This window comes from Micromonospora sp. NPDC049102 (assembly GCF_043197485.1).
In the GTDB taxonomy this organism is placed as follows: domain Bacteria; phylum Actinomycetota; class Actinomycetes; order Mycobacteriales; family Micromonosporaceae; genus Micromonospora.
The window spans coordinates 171,901-191,135 of the sequence record NZ_JBICTE010000004.1 but is presented as its reverse complement, the minus strand read 5'-3'; the positions used below and the strand labels follow the sequence as shown (position 1 = coordinate 191,135).

19 protein-coding genes are annotated in these 19,235 nt (G+C 71.6%); 9 read left to right on the top strand and 10 right to left on the bottom strand.

Going from position 1 to position 19,235, the window contains the following annotated elements:
- The first annotated feature begins 139 nt into the window (after nucleotides 1–139).
- A complete protein-coding gene (locus tag ACGFH9_RS06955) occupies nucleotides 140–838 on the top strand; it encodes an SDR family oxidoreductase (protein WP_393216449.1) in 699 nt (232 codons plus the stop codon).
- Between the two features lie 97 nt (nucleotides 839–935).
- Here the strand turns inward: ACGFH9_RS06955 and ACGFH9_RS06950 are convergent, their stop codons facing one another.
- The gene (locus ACGFH9_RS06950) at nucleotides 936–1,442 is read right to left on the bottom strand and encodes a hypothetical protein (RefSeq protein WP_393216447.1); all 507 of its coding nucleotides are present in this window, start codon (nucleotides 1,440–1,442) and stop codon (nucleotides 936–938) included.
- 133 nt (nucleotides 1,443–1,575) lie between these two features.
- A complete protein-coding gene (locus ACGFH9_RS06945; protein ID WP_393216445.1) occupies nucleotides 1,576–3,333 on the bottom strand; it encodes a M28 family peptidase in 1,758 nt (585 codons plus the stop codon).
- Between the two features lie 203 nt (nucleotides 3,334–3,536).
- Here ACGFH9_RS06945 and ACGFH9_RS06940 point away from each other — a divergent pair, with 203 nt between their 5' ends.
- Nucleotides 3,537–6,365: an ATP-binding protein gene (locus ACGFH9_RS06940; RefSeq protein WP_393216443.1), complete on the top strand. Its 2,829-nt coding sequence runs from the start codon at nucleotides 3,537–3,539 to the stop codon at nucleotides 6,363–6,365.
- 264 nt (nucleotides 6,366–6,629) lie between these two features.
- Here the strand turns inward: ACGFH9_RS06940 and ACGFH9_RS06935 are convergent, their stop codons facing one another.
- Both ACGFH9_RS06935 and ACGFH9_RS06930 read right to left on the bottom strand, forming a co-directional pair.
- Nucleotides 6,630–7,391, bottom strand: coding sequence for a hypothetical protein (locus ACGFH9_RS06935; protein ID WP_393216441.1), 762 nt, complete (start codon nucleotides 7,389–7,391; stop codon nucleotides 6,630–6,632).
- On the bottom strand, nucleotides 7,388–7,888 hold the full coding sequence (locus ACGFH9_RS06930; protein WP_393216439.1) for a SigE family RNA polymerase sigma factor: 501 nt from the start codon (nucleotides 7,886–7,888) through the stop codon (nucleotides 7,388–7,390). The genes ACGFH9_RS06935 and ACGFH9_RS06930 overlap by 4 nt, the downstream gene beginning before the upstream one ends.
- Before the next feature lie 143 nt (nucleotides 7,889–8,031).
- Here ACGFH9_RS06930 and ACGFH9_RS06925 point away from each other — a divergent pair, with 143 nt between their 5' ends.
- A complete protein-coding gene (locus ACGFH9_RS06925) occupies nucleotides 8,032–8,862 on the top strand; it encodes a DUF3152 domain-containing protein (RefSeq protein WP_393216437.1) in 831 nt (276 codons plus the stop codon).
- A gap of 9 nt (nucleotides 8,863–8,871) precedes the next feature.
- Here ACGFH9_RS06925 and ACGFH9_RS06920 read toward each other — a convergent pair whose 3' ends face one another.
- On the bottom strand, nucleotides 8,872–9,516 hold the full coding sequence (locus tag ACGFH9_RS06920) for a hypothetical protein (RefSeq protein WP_393216435.1): 645 nt from the start codon (nucleotides 9,514–9,516) through the stop codon (nucleotides 8,872–8,874).
- 257 nt (nucleotides 9,517–9,773) lie between these two features.
- Between ACGFH9_RS06920 and ACGFH9_RS06915 the strand changes: the two genes are divergently transcribed.
- Nucleotides 9,774–10,220 carry a hypothetical protein gene (locus ACGFH9_RS06915; protein ID WP_393216433.1) on the top strand — a complete coding sequence of 149 codons (447 nt, stop codon included), beginning with the start codon at nucleotides 9,774–9,776 and terminating at the stop codon, nucleotides 10,218–10,220.
- A gap of 63 nt (nucleotides 10,221–10,283) precedes the next feature.
- Here ACGFH9_RS06915 and ACGFH9_RS06910 read toward each other — a convergent pair whose 3' ends face one another.
- The gene (locus ACGFH9_RS06910; RefSeq protein WP_393216430.1) at nucleotides 10,284–10,616 is read right to left on the bottom strand and encodes an L-rhamnose mutarotase; all 333 of its coding nucleotides are present in this window, start codon (nucleotides 10,614–10,616) and stop codon (nucleotides 10,284–10,286) included.
- Between the two features lie 134 nt (nucleotides 10,617–10,750).
- Here ACGFH9_RS06910 and ACGFH9_RS06905 point away from each other — a divergent pair, with 134 nt between their 5' ends.
- From ACGFH9_RS06905 to ACGFH9_RS06890, 4 genes are all read left to right on the top strand, one after another.
- Nucleotides 10,751–11,293 carry a Gmad2 immunoglobulin-like domain-containing protein gene (locus ACGFH9_RS06905; RefSeq protein ID WP_393216427.1) on the top strand — a complete coding sequence of 181 codons (543 nt, stop codon included), beginning with the start codon at nucleotides 10,751–10,753 and terminating at the stop codon, nucleotides 11,291–11,293.
- Nucleotides 11,294–11,423: 130 nt separating this feature from the next.
- Nucleotides 11,424–12,035 (top strand): TetR/AcrR family transcriptional regulator, encoded by a 612-nt coding sequence (locus tag ACGFH9_RS06900; protein WP_393216424.1) that lies wholly within the window; start codon nucleotides 11,424–11,426, stop codon nucleotides 12,033–12,035.
- 34 nt (nucleotides 12,036–12,069) lie between these two features.
- Nucleotides 12,070–13,563, top strand: a complete 1,494-nt coding sequence (locus ACGFH9_RS06895; RefSeq protein WP_355233132.1) for an MFS transporter — start codon at nucleotides 12,070–12,072, stop codon at nucleotides 13,561–13,563.
- A 47-nt stretch (nucleotides 13,564–13,610) separates the two neighbouring features.
- Complete coding sequence (locus ACGFH9_RS06890; protein ID WP_393216421.1) at nucleotides 13,611–14,402, top strand: maleylpyruvate isomerase family mycothiol-dependent enzyme; 792 nt, start codon at nucleotides 13,611–13,613, stop codon at nucleotides 14,400–14,402.
- Nucleotides 14,403–14,444: 42 nt separating this feature from the next.
- Here ACGFH9_RS06890 and ACGFH9_RS06885 read toward each other — a convergent pair whose 3' ends face one another.
- The 4 genes from ACGFH9_RS06885 to ACGFH9_RS06870 form a co-directional block, all read right to left on the bottom strand.
- Entirely contained in the window at nucleotides 14,445–15,644 is a 1,200-nt protein-coding gene (locus tag ACGFH9_RS06885) for an RtcB family protein (RefSeq protein ID WP_393216418.1), read from the bottom strand.
- A gap of 137 nt (nucleotides 15,645–15,781) precedes the next feature.
- Nucleotides 15,782–15,907, bottom strand: a complete 126-nt coding sequence (locus ACGFH9_RS06880; RefSeq protein ID WP_393216415.1) for a hypothetical protein — start codon at nucleotides 15,905–15,907, stop codon at nucleotides 15,782–15,784.
- Nucleotides 15,908–16,226: 319 nt separating this feature from the next.
- Nucleotides 16,227–16,526, bottom strand: a complete 300-nt coding sequence (locus ACGFH9_RS06875) for a hypothetical protein (RefSeq protein WP_393216412.1) — start codon at nucleotides 16,524–16,526, stop codon at nucleotides 16,227–16,229.
- A 37-nt stretch (nucleotides 16,527–16,563) separates the two neighbouring features.
- On the bottom strand, nucleotides 16,564–17,880 hold the full coding sequence (locus ACGFH9_RS06870) for an RICIN domain-containing protein (protein ID WP_393216410.1): 1,317 nt from the start codon (nucleotides 17,878–17,880) through the stop codon (nucleotides 16,564–16,566).
- Between the two features lie 161 nt (nucleotides 17,881–18,041).
- Here ACGFH9_RS06870 and ACGFH9_RS06865 point away from each other — a divergent pair, with 161 nt between their 5' ends.
- Nucleotides 18,042–19,229, top strand: a complete 1,188-nt coding sequence (locus ACGFH9_RS06865) for a spore photoproduct lyase family protein (RefSeq protein WP_393216407.1) — start codon at nucleotides 18,042–18,044, stop codon at nucleotides 19,227–19,229.
- Nucleotides 19,230–19,235: the final 6 nt, after the last annotated feature.

The window sequence follows — 19,235 nt, the reverse complement described above, 5'->3', positions numbered from 1 at the left end:
CCGGCGTACACGCGTGCGCCTCCGGGTCGTATTCCCGATTCCCGTGCGCCCGGCGCGCGACCTAGCTGACTTTGCCTAACAGAAGCCAGCCGGATAGCGTTCCGTGCGACACGCCCCGCCACGAACCTGGAGCAACCCCATGAAGATCGCTGGAAGCACCGCCCTCGTCACCGGCGCCAACCGGGGTTTCGGCCGGCACCTGGCCGCCGAACTCGTCTCCCGGGGCGCGACGGTCTACGCCGGCGCCCGCAACCCCGACAGCGTCGACCTGCCCGGCGTGACGCCGGTCCGGCTGGACATCACCGACCCCGCGTCGGTGGCCGCCGCCGCCGAGCTGGCCGGGGACGTGAACCTCCTGGTCAACAACGCCGGCATCGACAGCCGGGCGGACCTCCTCGACGGCGACCTGGACCTGATCCGGCTGGAGCTGGAGACCCACTACCTCGGCAACCTGTCGATGATCCGGTCCTTCGCCCCCGTCATCGCCGGCAACGGCGGCGGCACGGTCCTCAACGTGCTCTCCGTGCTGTCCTGGGTGAATTTCCCCCTGCACGGGGCGTACGGCGCCGCGAAGTCCGCCGAGTGGGCGATGACCAACGCGCTGCGTCTCCAGCTCGCCGAGCGGGGCGTCCGGGTCGCCGGCCTGCACGTCGGTTACATGGACACCGACATGGCCGCGACCATCACGGGCGCCAAGTCGGACCCGGCGGTGATCGCCCGGCTCGCCGTCGACGGCATCGAGGCCGACGCGTACGAGATCGTCTCCGACGACATCAGCCGGCAGGTGCAGGGCGGGCTCGCCGGCGGGGTCGCCGCGCTCTACCCGCAACTCCCCTGACCGCAGACGCGACGGGCCGCCGCCGGGAGCATCCGGCGGCGGCCCGTCCTCGGTTACGCGGCCAGCTCCATCCGCGCACCGGCTCGACATCCGTCGCTCAGCAGCCGCCGCAGCTGTAGAAGAGGATGTCCCAGTGGCTGCCCTCCTTGGTGTAGAGGTTGCCCGAGGCGGCCCGGTACTGGTAACCGAAGCCGGAGATGTAACCGACATAGGTGTAGTTCGCCGAGATGTAGTTCTGGATGCAGGTGCTCAGCGCGATGTCGAGCTTGTAGCCGTTCCAGTGGCTGTACGTGCCTCCGGCGTGCCCGACCTCGGTGCCGGCGGTGACGGTGACGGCGCAGCCGCTGGCCCGCTTGAAGGTGATGATGCCGTCGATGGTGGCCTGCCGAACCCCGTCGAACGAGGTGCAGGTGGCCACGTTGCGGTCGCTGCAGTTGCCGCTGGAGGTCCAGGAGATGCCGGCGGCGCGCAGCTGCGAGGTGGCGCTGGAGTGACTGATCGCGAAGGCCGGCGCGGCCAGGCCGAACGTGGCACAGAGCGTCGCCAGGGTGGCCACCAGCAGCGTGAGCACGCGGCGGCGCGGGGTGGATCGGTCGGGTGACATGGCACTCCCGTTCGCGTGAGGGGCGGAATTCTGCGAATCAGGGGCCGGCCTTGAAAGATTTCTACCAGAGATCGATGGCCATGACCAGATGTCGGATGGGAGCGGTGTGACCGCCACCCCCACCCGACATCCCTCAGCTGGCCTGGAGCGTCACGTCGTCGATCACGAAGCTGGTCTGCAACGACGAGTCCTCGGTGCCGGCGAACTTCAGCGTCACCGTCTGGCCCGCGAACCCGGCCACGCTGAACGTGCGCTGGGCGTAGCCGGAGGCGGCGTTCAGGTTCGAGTACGTCGCCAGCGTGGTCGAACCCACCTGCACGGTCAGCTTGTCGTACGCGGTGGAGCCGGTGGTCTCGGCGGTGTCCACGTGCAGCCAGAACGACAGCGTGTAGCTGGAACAGCCGGCCGGCACGGTCACCGACTGGGACAGGGTGTCGGTGTGGCTGCTGCCGTACCCGTCGAGCCACGCCTTGTACGACCCGGTCCGGGCCGGCTGGCTACCGGAGTTGGTGATCACGCCGGAGGAGGCGGTCCACGGCGTGGTGCCGCTCTCGAAGCCACCGTTGCCGATCACCTGGCCGCCGGCGCAGCCACCGGTGCCGGTGACCGTGAGGGTGAGGCTGGCGGTCCGGGTGACCGAGCCGGTGCCGGTGACCGTGACGGTCACCGTGCCCGTGGTGGCGCTGGACGACGCGGTGAGCGTCACCGTGGCCGACCCGCCGGAGGTCACCGACGACGGGCTGAAGGAGACACTCACCCCGCTGGGCGCTCCGGACGCGCTGAGGCTGACCGTCTGCGCGGAGCCGGAGGTGGTCGCGGTGCTGACCGTCGCGCTGGCGCTGGCGCCCCGGGCGACGGTGAGCGCGGTGGGGCTGACCGCGAGCGAGAAGTCGCTGGTCGGGGTCCCACTGCCCACGGCGAGCTGCCACAGCGCGTACGCGACGCCGTCCGCGGCCCGGTTCAGCACGGTGGCGCTGACGTTGGCGGTGGTGTCGCAGGAACGGTGGTAGCACGAGTCGTAGGCGGCGTTGGCCGTGCCGCCCCACTTGGCCGCCTGGCTGCTGGTCTTGCGGGCGCTCGCACCCGCCGCGTACCCGGAGGTGGGGATGCCGGCCTGCTGGAAGTAGTAGTCGTCGGAGCGGCCCTGGCCCTCGACGTTCTCCTCGGGTTGCAGCCCCAGCGAGTCCCAGTACGCCTTCAGCGGCGCCGCCGTGGTGGAGCTGACCCGGTTGATGAAGTAGCCGCCGTTGGTGGAGCCGACCATGTCGAAGTTGTAGTAGCCCTTGATGTAGCCGCGCTGGGTGGAGGTGAGCGAGTTGACGTAGAAGCGGGAGCCGTTGAGGCCCTGCTCCTCGTCGGTCCACCAGGCGAACCGGACCTTCTTCGTCACTGTCGGGTTCTGCGCGGCGAGGACCAGCGCGTTCTCCAGCAGGGTGGCCGAGCCGGACCCGTTGTCGTTGATGCCCGGACCGGCCGAGACGCTGTCCAGGTGCGCGCCGAACATGACCACCTGGTCGGACGGGCCGCCGGGCCACTCGGCGATGAGGTTGTTCGAGGGGTACGTGCAGCTGGAGCAGTACTGCTCGCTGACGGTGTAGCCGGCCGCCTGGAGCTTACCCTTGACGTAGCTGAGCGAGGCGGTGTAGCCGGCCGAACCGGCCCGCCGGTTGCCGCCGTTGCTGCTGGCGATGGAGTTGAACTGGGTCAGGTGCGCCTGGACGTTGCCGACGGAGATGTCCGGCGCCGCCAGGATGGCGGCGGACGCGGCGATCGGCCGGGCCGCTGTCGTCGTGGCGGAGGGTGACGCGGTCGCCGGCTGGGCGGCGAACGTCACCGTCATCCCGGTGAACACGGCGAGCGCGATTCCCGCGCTCAGCGTTCTACCTCTCATGAGGGCTCCTCGGGGTCGGAGAGATAACCGAGACACTTACAGATATCTATGTCTGTGACATCGGACGTTCGTCCCGAACCCCCGCCCGTTAGACGGTGGGTGCCGGCGTCGGCACAGGTGAGTAGAGGTGTCAGGATGGGTAGGTAACGCCAGCAGGGGTCGTCGGGCCCGGACGGGGGGCTAGCGATGAGGCCGGGGCGAGCGTGACACGACCCCGCACCGACCTGTTCGACGACGGCGGTGACACCGGCCGGCTGATGGCGGAGCTGGACTGGGCCGACACACCGCTCGGCGCGGTGTCCGACTGGCCACAGAGCCTGCGATCCGCCGTACGGGTGGTGCTCTCCTCCCGCTACCCCATGCTGCTGCTCTGGGGCGAGCGCTTCTCTCAGCTCTACAACGACGCGTACTCCGCGCTGATCGGCGACAAGCACCCCACCGCCCTGGGTGGCGACGTGCGGGTGACCCTGGCCGAGGGCTGGGACGTCCTCGCCCCCCTGATCGAGCAGGCCATGGTGACCGGCGTGGCCAGTTGGGTACCCGCCCTCCAACTCCTGCTGGAACGCGCCGGCTACCGCGAGGAGGCGTACTTCAGCGTCTCGCACGCCCCGGCCCGCGACGACGACGGCCGCACGGTCGGCGTGCTGACAGTGTGCAGCGAGGTCACCGAGCAGGTCGTCGGCGAACGGCGGCTGCGACTGCTCCGCGACCTGTCGCTACCCGGCGACGGGCGCACCGTCGACGTCGACGCGACGTGCGCGCGGCTGATCGACGCGATCGACGGCGATCCCATGGACGTACCCTTCGCCGCGATCTACCTGCGCGACGGCGCGACCCTGCGCCGGATCGCCTGCGCGGGCGGCGGCCCACACGATGCCACCGTCACCGGTGCGCTGCCGTCCGTCGTCGACCTGGCCGACCCGAGCCCGACGGCCCGGGCCTGGGCGCTGCCGGAGGCGGCGTCGGGTCGACCCACCGACCTGACCGGCGTCGCCGACCGGCTGTCGCTGCCCGCCGGCCCGTGGGGCGACCCGGCCCGCGCCGCGCTGGCCCTGCCGCTGCCCTCGGCCGCCGGGGACCAGCCGCTCGGCGTCCTGCTGGTCGGCGTCAGCCCCAACCGGGACCTGGACGAGGCCTACCGCTCCTTCTACCAACTGCTGACACAGCAGGTGTCCGCGGCGGTGCACAACGCCCAGGAGTACGAGCGGGAGCGACGCCGGGCCGAGACGCTGGCCGAGCTGGACCGGGTGAAGACCACCTTCTTCACCAACGTCAGCCACGAATTCCGTACCCCGTTGACCCTCATGCTCGGGCCGCTCGCCGACGCTCTCGCCGACACCGCCGCGCCGCTGGCACCCGCACAGCGAGAGCGGGTGGAGACCGCCTGGCGCAACGCGACCCGCCTCTTGACCCTGGTCAACAGCCTGCTCACCTTCTCCAGCCTGGAGGCCGGGCGGGCTCGCAGCGACGCCCACGAGGTCGACCTGCCCGCGCTCACCGCCGAGCTGGCCAGCGTCTTCCGCGCCGCCGTCGAGCGGGCCGGCCTGACGTTGGAGGTCGACTGCCCGCCCCTGCCCCGCCCGGTCAGCGTCGACCCGGTCAACTGGGAACGGATCGTCACCAACCTCCTGTCGAACGCCCTCAAGTACACGTTCATCGGTCGCATCCGCATCGCCGTGGACGCGGACCACGACGAGGTACGCCTCACCGTCGCCGACACCGGCATCGGGATCGCCGAGGCGGACCTGCCGAAGCTCTTCGAGCGCTTCCATCGCGTGCAGGGCGCACGGTCCCGCAGCCACGAGGGCACCGGGATCGGCCTGGCCCTGGTCCACGAGCTGGCCCGTCTGGAGGGCGGTGAGGTCCGGGTGACCAGCCGCGTGGGCTCCGGCACCACCTTCACCGTGGCCCTGCCCTGGTCGGCGACGCGACGCCCGGCCACGACCGAACCGCCCGCCGAGGGATGGGGCGACGCGGCACGCGCCGCCGTCCAGGAGGCGGTGAGCTGGCTGACCGACCCCACCGGCGACGTCGCCGAGCCCGCCACGGCGCCGGGCCCGGCCGCCGACGAGCTGGTCGGGGCACGCATCCTGGTCGCCGACGACAACAGCGACATGCGCGCGTACCTGAGCCGGCTGCTCGCCGCCCAGGGCTGGCGGGTGCGGTCGGTCACCGACGGGCTCCAGGCTCTCGACGCGATCCACCGGGAGCCACCGGACCTCGTGCTCACCGACGTCATGATGCCGGTGCTGGACGGCTTCGACCTCGTCCGCCGGTTGCGGGCCGACCCCGCAACCCGGACGCTGCCGGTGCTGGTGCTCTCCGCGCGGGCGGGCGAGGAGGCCAGCGTGGCCGGTCTGAGCCTCGGCGCCGACGACTACCTGGTCAAGCCGTTCGCCGCCGCCGAGCTGATCGCCCGGATCCGGACCGCCATCCGCCGCGCCCGCACCGAGGTAGCCGGCGACGACGCCCCCGCGCCGAGCGCCGACGGCGAGCCGGCGTCAAGCGCTCCCGCCCGGCACACAGTGGTCGAGGTCCAGCCCGAGCAGAGCGCGCCCCTCGCGGATCGTGTTGTCGATACCGTAACCGGCGACCCGGCCAGCACGTCGACAACCGACACGTCGACAGCCGGAGCCCCGCACGGCGACGGGTTCGGCGACCGGCTGGACGAGCAATGGACGTACCCGTCGGTGCCCACCTCGGCGGCCGCCATGCGACAGGACGTCCGGCTGGCGTTGGACGACCTCGACGTCGACGGGGAGGTGGCGGAGGATCTGCTGCTCGCCGCCTCCGAGGCGATGAACAACGCCGTCGAGCACGCGCAACGACCCAGCCGCCCCGAGGTGCGGGTCCGGCTCCAGGTGGGCGACACGCTGGTCCGGATCTCGGTACGCGACTTCGGCACCTGGCGGGACCGTCGGCCGGCCATGGACCGGGGCCGGGGCGCGCTGCTGATGAACGCCTACGGCGACGTACGGCTAATCTCCACCGGCGAGGGGACGACGGTGACCATCGAACGCCGGTTGGCCTGAAACGGGTGGCGCCGTTCCGCGTCTGCTCTGCTGAGTGGGGCTGGCGTCCCGCTCAGCTCTCCGGCGGCGGGGTTTCGTCCGCTCCCCTGGCCTTCCAGGGCTGATGCGCCGCTGTGGCTGCCCGCCCTGTCGATGTGCTGATGAGCGGTATACCGCCTACCAGCACATCCGCCGTCACGAAGGCGACCCAGGGTCACCGCAGGTCGCCGGCTACGCCCACCGCCCCAAAGGGTGGGAACTACTCGTCTAGGGCCCGTCCCGGTATCAGAGCCGGCGACCCGCGCTGTCGTGGGCGACGATGCCGTCCAGCCGGGCCCCCGGCGTGAGCGTGGTCGGATCGAACCAGAAGATCACGACCTGCTTGTCGAGACTCCACCGCGCCACCGTGGCGTCGACCTGCCGACCGTCGACGGTGCCGATGATCCGTGCCGCCGGGCCGACGAAGTAGCCGAAGGTGGGCACCGGAAAGGCCGACTCGCTCTCCTCGTACCCGATCTGGTGGAAACCGGGACTGCGGTCGGCGCCCTCGACGTCGTTGACCAGGATGTCCGTGCTCACCGTTCCGTCCGGGGCTTGGCGACCGGCGGCCAACCCGATGGTCACCCTGGGCGCCCCGGGGACCGTCACCGCGACGACGAAATAGACCCTCCGGTCGATGCCGTGCCCTATCCCGGAGTCGATCACCTGCCCCAGGGGCTTCGGATTCGGCACGCCACGAGCCCGCGTGGGCGGTGGCGTCGGCCCGTCCGACGTCGCCGCCGTCGTCGGCGCGACACCGGCCGGGGGCGAGGCCACGGCGACCGGGGACGCGGGCTCGGTCGGCAACGGATCGCGCGACCCGGTCGGGTCGACCACCACCGCGGTGACGGCGACCAGGCCGGCGGCGAACGTGGCCGCCGCAGCCCCGGTGATCCGCCGACGGGCGCGCAACCGCCGTCCCTCGCGCATGACGCTGGCCAGGTCGAGGATGGCGTCGGGGCGTTCGGTCGCCCGCATGGCCTCCCGGAGGCGATCCAGCTCGCTCATCGGCACGCCTCCTCGTCGGCGGCGCGCGGCGCTGCGGTCCGCAGCTTCTCCAAGGCTCGCGAGCTGGTGCTCTTGACGGTGCCCACGGACACGGCGAGTTCCCGAGCCACCTGTGCCTCCGGCAGGTCGAAGTAGTACCGCAGCACGACGATGGCCCGCTCCCGAGGGCTCAGCGCGCCGAGGATGGCGACCAGCCAGCGCCGGGTGGCCACGTCGTCGGCCACGTCCCCACATCGCTGCTCCGGCACCGCGTCGGTCGGGTACTCCCGCATCGGCCGCCGCCACCGGTCCACGAGGTGGTTGACGAGGGTGCGGCGCGCGTACCCGTAGGCGTCGTCGTCGTGGATCCGCGACCACGACACGTACGTGCGCACCAGCGCGGTCTGTGCGGCGTCCTCGGCCTGGTGGTGGTCGCCGGTCATCAGGAACGCTGCGTGCACCAGTCGCGCGGACGCCGCCCGCGCGAACTCGACGAACTCCGCGTCACCGCGCGCCACCGCGAACCCTCCCCCGTGCCACACCACTACAGACGGCACAGGCCGACAAAAAGTTGAGACCGGGGTCACTTCAACTTTTCGCCGCCCGCACCCGTCTTCTCCTTTGCGCGCCGCCACACTAGGCGGCGCGCGAGGGGAGAGACATGTCGACGAAGGGTACCCGCCGGTGGCTTCCTGCCTCTGGGGCGTCACTGCTGGTGGTGGCGCTGCTCACCGGGTGCACGGGACCGACGGCCGGGCAGTCCGGCGCCGGAGACCCCACCACCGGACCGCGACCCGGTGGTCACGCCGCAGCCTCGAACCGGCCGACCGGTGTCGGTATCCTCCGCCCCAGCAGCACGCCCAGTCGCCCGGTCAGCTATCCCGCCACCGGCGACAACCGCTGGACGGTGGCCGGGGCCGAGACGACGGGTGGCGGCGGGGACAGCGGCACCCTGCTGCGCTACCGGGTCGCCGTGGAACGCGACATCCATGGCCTTCCAGCGGGTGACATCGCCACCGCGATCTCCGCGACGTTGAACGACCCCCGCGGGTGGACGGCGGGCGGGAACTGGCGGCTGCGCCGGGTGGGCGCCGACCAGGCGGCCGACTTCACCATCTACCTGGCGACCCCCGGCACCCGCGACACCCTCTGCCAGGACGTGCCGGACGGCTACACGTCCTGCCGCAACGGGGCCAAGGTGGTGCTCAACGTGGCGCGCTGGGTCTCGGGCGTGCCGAACTACGGCGCGAGCCTGGCCACCTACCGGCAGTACATGGTCAACCACGAGGTCGGGCACAGGCTCGGATTCGGCCACGAACGCTGCCCGGGGCAGGGCCGGCCGGCGCCGGTGATGCAGCAGCAGACGTTGGGCCTGCACGGCTGCCGAGCCAGCGCGTGGCCCTACCCGAGCGGCACGGTCCGCTACCGCGGCCCGTCCGGGGCGTACGACGACGCGATTCCACGGCGCGAGGGCGCGTACCCGAAGCACTGAGACCGCCGGTCAGGGTCGGCGGCGGCGCTCCTGCTCGAGGCGCTCGTCGAGCCGACCCAGTTCGTACACGGCGTTGAGGCTCGTCGGCAGACGGCGGACGTTGTCTGGTCCGGGGTCGGGATCGTGGTCGGGAGTCGGTTCGGTGTCGGGTGTCGGTGGTGCGGGAGCGGCGGCATCACCGCGGCGCCGCAGCAGCAACGCTGCCAGCACCACCAGGAGCACCGCGACCAGCAGGTAGGACACGGGCGGCCAGCCATCGCGGACGGGGTCGGCGAGCGACGGCGCCACGACCGGAGCCGGCGTGTCACCACCGCGCAGGGGCACGGCCGCCTCGCGGTCGTCGGCACCTGCGCCCTTGCCGGGGCGGTCGGGGGAGACCACCGGCCGGCCACCGGATTGCGACCCGGCGGGCGCGCCGGGCGTCGACGGGCTGGACGGCCCGGTCGTCGATGGTCGGCTCGGCCCGGTGGTCGGGGCGCGGGTGCCCGTCGGGCTCGGCGTCGGAGTTGGCGTACCGTCGCCGCCCAGCAGGTCGCCGATAATCCGGCCGACACCACCGATCAGTTCACCGATCGGACCGGGGGTGACGGACACCGACGGCGTGGGCGTTGGCGCGAGCGCGAGGGTCAGCGCGAGGACGACGACGGCCGGCATACATCCACCTCCGATGTGCCGATGCGAGGCACCGTATCGCAATGTGGGATCGCCTGGGTGCCGCGCCACGCTGTACTGCGGCTGACGCTGATTGCGGCGGGGTGGACGGCTGTTACCCGGCGGTTACGCCACGGCGAGGTGCCCGTGTCCGGACGGGACGACGGTGACGGCAAAGGGTCACCGGCAGGGCCGCCGCGACGTGACCCCGGGACACCGAACAGAGAACGACGATGAGGATCAGGAGCACTCTGACCGCGATGGCGGTCGTCCTCGCCGGACTGCTCGGCAGCGCCGGCACCAACAGCGCGACCAGCACCAGCAGCGCGACGGGCAGCACGGCCAGCGCGGGCAGCACGGCCAGCGCGGCCGAGGCGGCGTACTGCGGGATCACCTGGGGCAGCGCGGACAAGTCGGCCGGCGCGCTGAGCGACGCCCCGCTCGTCGACGTGCGGACGGGCCGGCAGGACTGCTACGACCGGGTGGTGTTCGAGTTCGCCGGCCCGGTCGACGGTTACGCGGTCGACGCGCACGTCACGAACCTGCTGCGTTACCCCACGCTGCGCGACGTGGTCTTCGGCGGCAGCTTCGAGGGCTACACCACCTTCGCGGTCGGGGTACGGGCCCGGCTTCCGTGCCGCACCTTCGTGCTGGCCGGTCCGGGCACCCACAGCCGGATCGTGCTCGACGTCGCCCACCAGTGGTGACCACCGCCGGCCGACCTCCGCCGCGAGCAGGGCGGATGTCGGCCGGCGCGATCCGTTGAACGGCTAGCCAGCGGAGTTCTCCGGGGCCTCGTCCGCGAGGTGCCAGACCTCGCGCATCGGGGCCCACCAGTCCCCCGAGCCGGGCTCGGCCAGCGACTCCTGACACGGGTCCGTCAGCTTCCACCACTCCTGGGTCTGCGGGTCCGCGGCGATCAGTCGCAGGTCGGCCTCGTAGTCGTCGCCGACGTACTCGTAGTAGCCGAAGAGCAGGTCGTCGTGGAGAACGATGGTGTAGTTACGGAAGTTCGCCTCGCGCAGCGTCTGCTCGACGCTCGGCCAGACGGCGGCGTGTAACCGCGGGTAGGTCTCCCGCTGCTCGGGGCGGAGTCGAATCACGCAGCCATGACGTTGCACGTCGTGCACTTTCGTGTGAGGGGTGCCGAAGGCACCTGACCGTAGCCCGTGGACAGTGCCGGGCCGAGGACCCGACCGGCCCGGCGATGACGACCGTTCCGCCAGGGTTACGCACCGTGGCCGCGGTCTACCCTCGAATGGTGGAGGGCCGCGTACTGGTGGTCGAGGACGACGTCTCCATCCGGGAGGTCACCGCCCTCGGCCTGCGCAGCGCCGGCTTCCGGGTGGACACCGCGGCCGACGGGCGGCAGGCACTGGTGACGTGGACCCTCACCCAGTTCCCGACCGTCCGACAGGTCCGCTTTTCCGGCGGCGCACCGGTCGGTCGGGCCGACTATCCCCTGCTCGCGCCGATCGTGGTCACCGGCCCGAGCGTCGGCGACCGGGTCACCGCCCCACTCACCGTCACCGGCACGGCGGACGCGTTCGAGGCCACCGTGAGCGTCCGGGTGCTGGACGCCGACGGCCGTCAGGTGGCCGCCGCCTTCGGCGCCGCGAGCTGCGGCAGCGGCTGCCGGGGGGCCTACCGGGTGGTGGTCACCTGGCGCACGGCACGGGAGCAGCACGGCACGATCGAGGTGTACGAGGTGTCGGCCCGCGACGGCGCCCGGATCAACGCCGTGATCGTGCCGGTGCTCCTCGGCCCGCACGGGAGCTGACGGGAAACGTGACCGTTTCGCTCGTGCGGTGCGACACAACTCATAAAACCCTGCGCGAACCGCTACCAGCGAACTATGGTCGGTACGACATCGTTTCACGGGGGGTTTTCGGGTGGTGGAGGGTCAGCAGGTGAACACGGGCGTCGGGGTGCCGGCCGCCCGGGCAGCGCGGTGCACGACCACCGACCTGTTCACGGTGGTGATCGACCTGCTCCGCGAGGTCGGCTACGACCGGATGACCATCGACGCCGTCGCCGCCCGCGCCCACGTGAGCAAGGCCACCATCTACCGGCGGTGGGACGGCAAGGCCGAACTGGTCGTCGCCGCCCTGAGCGATCGCCAGGTCGGTGTGCTCAACCCACCCGACACCGGCTCGCTGCGGGGCGACCTGATCGAGCTGCTCCGCGCCACCGCCGCGATCTGCGTCGCCGACTGCGACCTGATGCAGGCGCTGACCTTCGCCATGCGGACCAGCCCGGAGCTGGAACGTCTGGTACGCCACCAGGTGCTGCCCGCCGGCCGGGTGGCCAGCACCGCAGTCCTCGTCCGTGCCGCCGCCCGCGGGGAGATCCCTCCGGAGGCCGGCGAACGGGAACTGTTCCACGACCTGGCGCCAGCGCTCCTCCTGTCCCGACTGGTCGCGCACGGCCTGCCCGCCGACGACGCGTTCCTCACGCAGGTCGTCGACCAGGTGCTCATCCCGGTTCTCCGCTACCGGCACGACCGCCCGTCCCAGGCCTGATCCCATCAACATCCGCACCACGGAAGGCTTCACCATGCCCGGAACCACCTCGACCGCCCCCGGAGCACCCGGCGCCGGGACGTCGACAGGCGCGCCGCACCCGCGGCGTTGGATCGCGCTCGCGGTCATCGCGGTCTCGCAGCTGATGGTCGTCCTCGACGCCACCATCGTGAACATCGCGCTCCCGCAGGCCCAGGCCGACCTGGGCATCACCGACGCGAACCGGCAGTGGGTGATCACCGCCTACACGCTGGCCTTCGGCGGTCTGCTCCTGCTCGGCGGCCGGATCGCCGACTACTGGGGGCGCAAGCGCACCTTCATCGTCGGCATGACCGGTTTCGCGCTTGCCTCCGCCCTGGGCGGCCTGGCCACCACCGGCGGGATGCTCTTCGCCGCCCGCGCGTTGCAGGGTGCCTTCGGCGCGCTGCTCGCGCCGGCCGCGCTGGCGCTGCTCACCGTGCTGTTCACCGAGGCCACCGAGCGCGCCAAGGCGTTCGCCGTGTACGGCGCGATCGCCGGCGGCGGGTCCGCGGTGGGACTGCTGCTCGGCGGCGTGCTGACCGAGTACGCCGACTGGCGCTGGTGCCTGCTGGTCAACATCCCGGTCGCCGCCATCGCGATCGCCTTCGCCCTCCCGCTCGTGCCGGAGAGCCGGGCCCAGGGCAACACCCGCTACGACGTGCCCGGCGCGGTCGTCGTCACCGCCGGTCTGGTCTCCCTCGTGTACGGCTTCACCAAGGCCGCCGAGGACGGTTGGGACGCCACCGCGACGCTCGGGTTCATCGCCGCCGGCGTGGTCCTGCTCGCCGCCTTCGTGGTGATCGAGCTGCGCACCAACCACCCGCTGCTGCCGCTGCGGATCATCCTGGACCGCAATCGGGGCGGGGCGTACCTGACCTCGACGCTGATCGGCGCGGGCCTGTTCGGGGCGTTCCTGTTCCTGACCTTCTACTTCCAGGTGGTCCTGCAGTACAAGCCCCTGGAGGCCGGTCTCGCCTCGCTGCCGGTGACCGCCGGTGTGCTGATCGCCGCGGGTGGCGCCAGCCAGCTCATGCCGCGACTGGGCGCCAAGCCGCTGATGGTCGCCGGAGCGGTGCTCGCCGCCCTCGGCATGCTGGTGCTGACCCAGATCGACGTGGACACCCCGTTCCTGACCCACCTGCTGCCCGCGCAGGTCATCCTGGGCCTGGGACTGGGCTTCACCTTCGTGCCGCTGTCCAGCCTCGCCCTGGTCGGAGTGCCGGAGCACGACGCCGGCGCGGCCAGCGCGACCCTCAACGCCACCCAGCAGGTCGGTGGCTCGCTCGGCACCGCGCTGCTGAACACCTTCTACACCAGCGCGGTCGCCGCGTACCTGGTCGGCCGGGCGCCGAGCCCGGTCACCCAGGTGGAGGCGCTGGTGCACGGCTACCGCGTCGCGTTCGCCTGGGGCGCGGTCCTCATCGTGCTCGCCGGGCTGGTCACCCTGGTCCTGGTGAAGGTGCGCAAGGAGGACATCCCGGCTGGCAACGCCGTGCACATGGGCTGAAGCGGGTAGCGTGCCGAACCCTGTCGAAGATCCGTTGAGGAGACATCATGTCCACGCCTGCCGACCAGATCATCCACGCGCTACGGGCAGGCCACGAGGAGCTTGCCGCGCTCGTGCGCGACCTCAAGGAGGACGACCTGCGCCAGCCCTCGGGCGCCAGTGAGTGGCAGGTCTCCCAGGTGCTCAGCCACCTGGGCAGCGGCGCCGAGATCGGCCTCGCGGGGCTGAAGGCCTCCATCGAGGGCACGCCCGCTCCGGACGGCGACTTCAACCGCGGCGTGTGGCAGCGCTGGGACGCCATGTCCCCGGAGGACCACGCCGCCGGCTTCCTGGAGTCCAACCAGCGGCTGGTCGAGGCGTACGAGGCACTGGACGCCGAGACCCGCGAGACGCTGCGGATCAACCTCGGCTTCCTGCCCGAACCGGTCGACGTCGCCACGGCCGCCCGGTTCCGGCTCAGCGAGTTCGCCTTTCACCAGTGGGACGCCGAGGTGGCGTTCAACCCGTTCGCGGCGGTCACGCCGGAGGCGGTGCCGCTGCTGATCGAGCAGATCGGCGGCATGCTCGGCTGGACCAGCCGACCGAAGGAGCTGGACGGCCGCGAGGCGACCCTGCTGGTACGGCTGCGCGACCCCGAGCGGACGTTCGGGCTGCGGCTGGGCGAGCAGATCACGCTGACCGACGCGCCGGAGCAGCCGGACGGCGAGCTGTCCCTGCCGGCCGAGGCGTGGCTGCGCCTGGTGGTGGGCCGGCTCGGGTCGCGCTACACCCCGGACGGCGTGCAGGTGAGCGGGCCGGTGACCCTCGACGACCTGCGCCGGGTCTTCGTCGGCTTCTGAGGGATTGCGCGCGGGCCGGGAGTCCCGGCCCGCGCGTACCCCTCAGCCCTTCACGCAGACGACCTGCTTGAGGTGCGCGACCACCTCCACCAGGTCGTCCTGCTGGGCCATCACCGCGGTGATGTCCTTGTACGCGCCGGGGATCTCGTCGACGACCCCGGCGTCCTTGCGGCACTCCACGCCGGCGGTCTGCGCGGCCAGGTCGGCGGTGCTGAACGTCCGCTTCGCCTGCGCCCGCGACATGCGCCGACCCGCCCCGTGCGACGCCGAGCAGTACGCGTCCGGGTTACCCCGACCCCGCACGATGTACGACCCGGTGCCCATCGACCCGGGAATGATGCCCAGGTCACCCCGGCCCGCCCGGATCGCGCCCTTGCGGGTGACCAGCACGTCCACGCCGTCGTAGCTCTCCTCGGAGACGTAGTTGTGGTGGCACGAGATGGGCTCGTCGTAGCCGACCTGCGGGAAGTGCTCGCGCACGACACCGCAGAGCAGCGCCAGCATGACGGCCCGATTGCGCCGCGCGTACTCCTGCGCCCACCACAGGTCCCGCCGGTACGCGTCCATCTCCGGCGTGCCGGCGAGGAACACGGCCAGGTCCCGGTCGGGCAGGTCGGCGTTGTGCGGCAACTTCCGGGCGACGCCGATGTGCCGCTCGGCCAGCTCCTTGCCGATGTTGCGCGACCCGGAGTGCAGCATCAGCCAGACCCGGCCCTCGTCGTCACCGCCCTGCTCGAGGCAGACCTCGATGAAGTGGTTGCCGCCGCCGAGGGTCCCGATCTGCTTCTGCGCCCGGGTCTCCAGCTGTGCCACCCCCCGGTCGAGGCCGGCGAAGCGGCTCCAGAAGTCGTCCCAGCCGGCCTGCTCCAGCCCCCGTATCCGACGCGGGTTGACCGCCTCGGCCCGCTGGGCGAAGCCGACCGGGATGGTGGCCTCGATCGCGGACCGCAGCCCGCCCAGGTCGTCCGGCAGGTCGGCGGCGGTCAGCGAGGTGCGCACCGCCGACATGCCGCAGCCGATGTCGACGCCGACGGCTGCCGGCGAGACGGCCTGTCGCATCGCGATCACCGAGCCGACGGTCGCGCCCTTGCCGAAGTGCACGTCCGGCATGACGGCGACACCCTGCACCCAGGGCAGCGCGCCGATGTTGCGCAGCTGCTTCGCGGCCTGCGGCTCGATGGCGTACGGGTTGGTCCAGACCCGGACCGGCGCCCGGGTGCCGGCGAGCGGGGCGAATCCCATGGTGGTCTCCTTCTGTCGTGCGGGCGACCGATATCGATCATGCGCCGGCCGGTGACGGCGCGGCGGTGGTACGCGGAAACGAAAGGGCCGCCGATCCCGGTGGGATGGGCGGCCGGCGGACGCGGTGAGCGTCGGCGTCAGTCGCGCCACCCCGGCCCGCTGTGCCGCAAGGTGCGATAGGCGCAGGTAGCGGTGATGTCGAGCGCGGGGGTGCCGGCGGGGAGCAGACACCGGCGGGCGTCGGTGCGGACGCGGCGCGACATGGCGTACTCCCTCCGGGGTTGATCGGTTGGCCGTGCGCTGATGAGAGTAGGAGGGGCGGCGGCGAGTCCGCAATGGATATCGCCGCCGCCCGAGCGGCGCAGGACGGGAGCGCACCTGTGTGTCCCGCGTGTCCCGCGTCTCTCGTCGGAGGGCAAGGGTGGTCGAGTCTTCCTTTGCTCTGCTTCAATCCAGGCAGCACCTGACGTCCGATAATCGGACACCACGTGTCTCCTCCGCTGAAGCAGAGCAAAGGGTCCGAGGCGCACGGTGCCCTCCCCCCGGCGTGGGGCGCCGGGGGGCCCTCCTCGACAGGACGACTCAGGTGTCGTAGCAGCCGTCCCACGGCGGGTCGAACCCGAGGTCGTCGGGCAGGAACTCGGCGTGGTCGTCGCCGTCGTACTCCGCGGACCAGTCGACCAGGGCGAACACGTGCCCGTCGACCCCGACCTGGAACAACCGGATGGCGATGTCGGCGAAGACACGGCCGGGCAGCGCGTCCAGCCAGTCGGCGAGGCGCGCCTCCGCCCGGTCGATGGAGGCGTCCTCGTGCTCGCTGGTGCCGGCGAACCAGATGTCCGAGTCGGTGTACGCGCCGTCGGCGTCGAACCGGTGCAGCACCGCGTACCACCGTTTGTGGCGGTACCAGCCCGGTGATCTACGACAGGGCCACCAGCCGGAACGACTGCGCAGCGGTGCCGCTGCAGGTGTACTGGACGAGCTGGACGCTGTCCGCCGTGGACGCTCCCGGCACGTCCAGACACTTGCCGCTGCTGCGGTTGACCAGCCGGTAGTAGCCGCCACCCTCGGACTCCGCGCGCCACTGCTGGTTGGTGCCGCCGCTGTACGACCAGAGCTGGATGGGTGCCGAGTCGGCGGTCGACCGGTCGGTCACGTCGAGCACCTGGGTGCTGTCGTTGCGGTTCTTGACGCGCAGGTAGCCGTCGCTGGTCGGAACGAACTGGTACTGCTGGGCGGCGCTGCCGTTACAGGCGTACTGCTGGATGGCGGTGCCGTTCGCGCTGGCGGCGGCCCGCGCGTCCACGCACTTGCCGCTGCCCCGGTTGACCACGGTGTGCCAGGCCGTCGGCGAGATCGGGCCCGCGCTGCCGGTCGGGGTGGGCGTCGGCGTGGGTGACGTGCCGACACCGGCGAGCCAATGCAGCCCGTCGACCAGCAGTTTGTTCTGCTGCGCGCTGTCGAACGTGGACGACAGGCCGGTCTTGGTGGCGTAGTCCATCTTGTTGTGCCCGAAGTTGGCGTAGATCATCTTGTACTGCCGGTTACTCCAGACCAGCGGGTAGTAACCGCTGTACCAGGACTGGTTGGGGTCGGTGCCGACCGGGAAGCTCGACGGGTCGACCGAGGCCAGGATGTCGATGTTGGAGTTCTGCCGCAGGTCGTTGCTCCACGAGTACCACTCGCTGATCGACGATCCGAAGGTCGCCGGCAGGTTCCGGGTGGCGGCGTGGGTGCGGTTGTCGACGCGCATGGTGACCCGGGTCGGCAGCCAGGTGTTGGTCCGGAACGAGCCGGAGCCGAGGAAGGTGTTGTAGTACCAGCTCCAGCTCGACGGGTTGTCGGTCCACGCGCTGACGTGGAAACCCATCCACGCGCCGCCGTTCTGCATGTACTGCTGGAAGGCGGGGCGTTGGGCGGCGGGCGGCGCGTCGTCCAGGAACATGACGACCTTGTACTGGGCCAGGTTGGAGGTGTTCAGCAGACTCCAGTTGTTGGTGGCCTCCCAGGAGAAGCCGTACTGGGCGGCGGCCTGCGGGAACCAGGCACGCGCGTCCTTGATGAAGTCGATGTGCGCGTCGTCCCAGGTGCCGTTGTAGAAGGCCAGGACCTTGAACGTCGGCGCGGCCTGCGCGCTGCGCGCGACGCCGAGGCCGACGCCGGCGCTCACGGCGACGACAAGTGCGACGAACAGCGACAGGAGCCTTCTGGTACGGGAGGAGAGTTCTGCGATCACCTGATCGTCCCTTCGGTGGGGACGCGCGCCGCCGCGTCGTCGTCGTAAATCTGTTCACAATGTTTACAGATAGACGAAAGGTTATTGGTTTCCGATACGTGACGTCAATCGCCGAGCGGGCGATCGGGTGGGATTCCTGCGGCAGCGGGTATCCCGGCCCGGTGACCAGCTCTGATGCCGTCGACGTCGACCAGCCGCTGGCCGTGGACGTACCCGCCGCGCCGCACGACGCCAGCGGCGAGCGAGTGCCGACCCGCGACCTGGCCGGCCTCGCCCCGGCCGCCCGGCCCGCACGACGCTGGACCCCGGGCCGGGTGGTGGCCACCCCCGCCGCCCTGGACCACCCACACGGACAGCGGATCGTCGACCGGGTACGGGCGCTGGGCATCGAGGTGGAACACCTACGATCCAACCGGCTCACCGGGGTACGCGGACGGACCGACGCCGAGACGTACGCCCGGGCCAAGGCGACCATGGCGATCGTGGTGAGCCCACCGTCGCGGCGCAACCTGCAACCCATCGCGCCCAGCGCCGACTGGCGCGTCGACCTCGCCGAGGGCTGCCCCGCGCACTGCCAGTACTGCTACCTGGCGGGCTCGCTCTCCGGGCCGCCCGTGACCCGGGTGTACGCGGACCTCGACGACATCCTGGCCGCGCTGACCGCGTACGCCGGGCGCGGCACGGTGACCAGCCGCAACGCGCGTCGCGCCGACGAGGGCACCACGTTCGAGGCGTCCTGCTACACCGACCCCCTCGCCCTGGAACACCTCACCGGCAGTTGGCGGCGCGCGGTCCAGCACTTCGCCGACTGGGACGCGCCCGTGCAGTTGCGCTGGACCACCAAGTACGCCGACGTGGACACCTTCGTCGGACTGCCGCACCACGGCCGTACCCGGGTCCGGTTCAGCGTCAACTGCGCACCGGTCAGCCGGCGGTTCGAGGGTGGCACCGCCCGGGTGCCGGACCGGCTCGCCGCCCTGCGCCGCCTCGCGCTCGACGGGTACCCCGTCGGTCTGACCATCGCGCCGATCATCGCGCTGCCCGACTGGCGGGAGGCGTACGGCGAGCTGCTGGACCAGGTCCGCGCGGCGGTCGACGGGGTCCCGGAGCTGGACCTGACCGCCGAGCTGATCACCCACCGGTTCACGCCCGGCAGCAAGGAGGTGTTGCTGGGCTGGTATCCGCGCACCCGGCTGGAGATGGACGAGGAGGTCCGCAGCCGCAAGCACGGCAGGTTCGGCGCGGTGAAGTACGTCTACCCCCGCGACATGATGGCCGAGCTGCGGGGCTGGTTCACCGACGAGCTGGCCGCGCGGGTACCAGCCTGCCGCATCCTCTACTGGACGTGAGCGCCC